Source organism: Bacteroides sp. 11BF, assembly GCF_019633765.1.
GTDB classification, from domain to species: domain Bacteria; phylum Bacteroidota; class Bacteroidia; order Bacteroidales; family Bacteroidaceae; genus Bacteroides; species Bacteroides hominis.
The window spans coordinates 1-568 of record NZ_JAFKPJ010000080.1 but is presented as its reverse complement, the minus strand read 5'-3'; the positions used below and the strand labels follow the sequence as shown (position 1 = coordinate 568).

General features: G+C 33.6%; 1 protein-coding gene. It reads left to right on the top strand.

Annotated features, from left to right (window positions below):
* Nucleotides 1-376 (top strand): alpha-L-fucosidase C-terminal domain-containing protein (locus tag JZY04_RS21070; RefSeq protein WP_304524027.1); only part of this gene is annotated, 376 nt, incomplete at its 5' end.
* Nucleotides 377-568: the final 192 nt, after the last annotated feature.

The window sequence follows — 568 nt, the reverse complement described above, 5'->3', positions numbered from 1 at the left end:
CCGTTCATGCCAATGGACTAAAGGTAACAGGGAGTGGAAATCAAAAGAAAAGCATTATGTCAGTGGAGATGCTATATTGAAACAGACAGTCGATCCGGAGCCCGGATATGCGGTAAAAGAAGTTTTTTTCACCCAAAAGGGAGAAAACGTATACGCTATTTTACCTCAATATCCTAAAAATAAAATTGTGTTGAAAAACGTTCAAACAAGGAATAAGACTAAGATTGCTTTATTAGGATCAGATAAAAAAGTCCTTTGGAAACAAAAAGGTAATGATCTTGAAATCACAATGCCTTCTCTGTACGCAGATGAATTACCTTGTGATTATGCATGGGTTCTTAAATTGGACAATATAGAAAATAAAAAAGATCGATAGGTATATTGTATAAAACCGATTAGTTTCTTTTTTGTTGCACGAGCATGCTGCACAAATTGAAAAGGCAGTATCTGAGTATCTTTCTGTATACTTGGGTACTGCCTTAAATATAAACTCTATGAAGCTTTTTCTTTAAATAATTATCTCTATAAGTATAGCTGAATTTATTTTCCTTCAAGTATCCGTCACTTA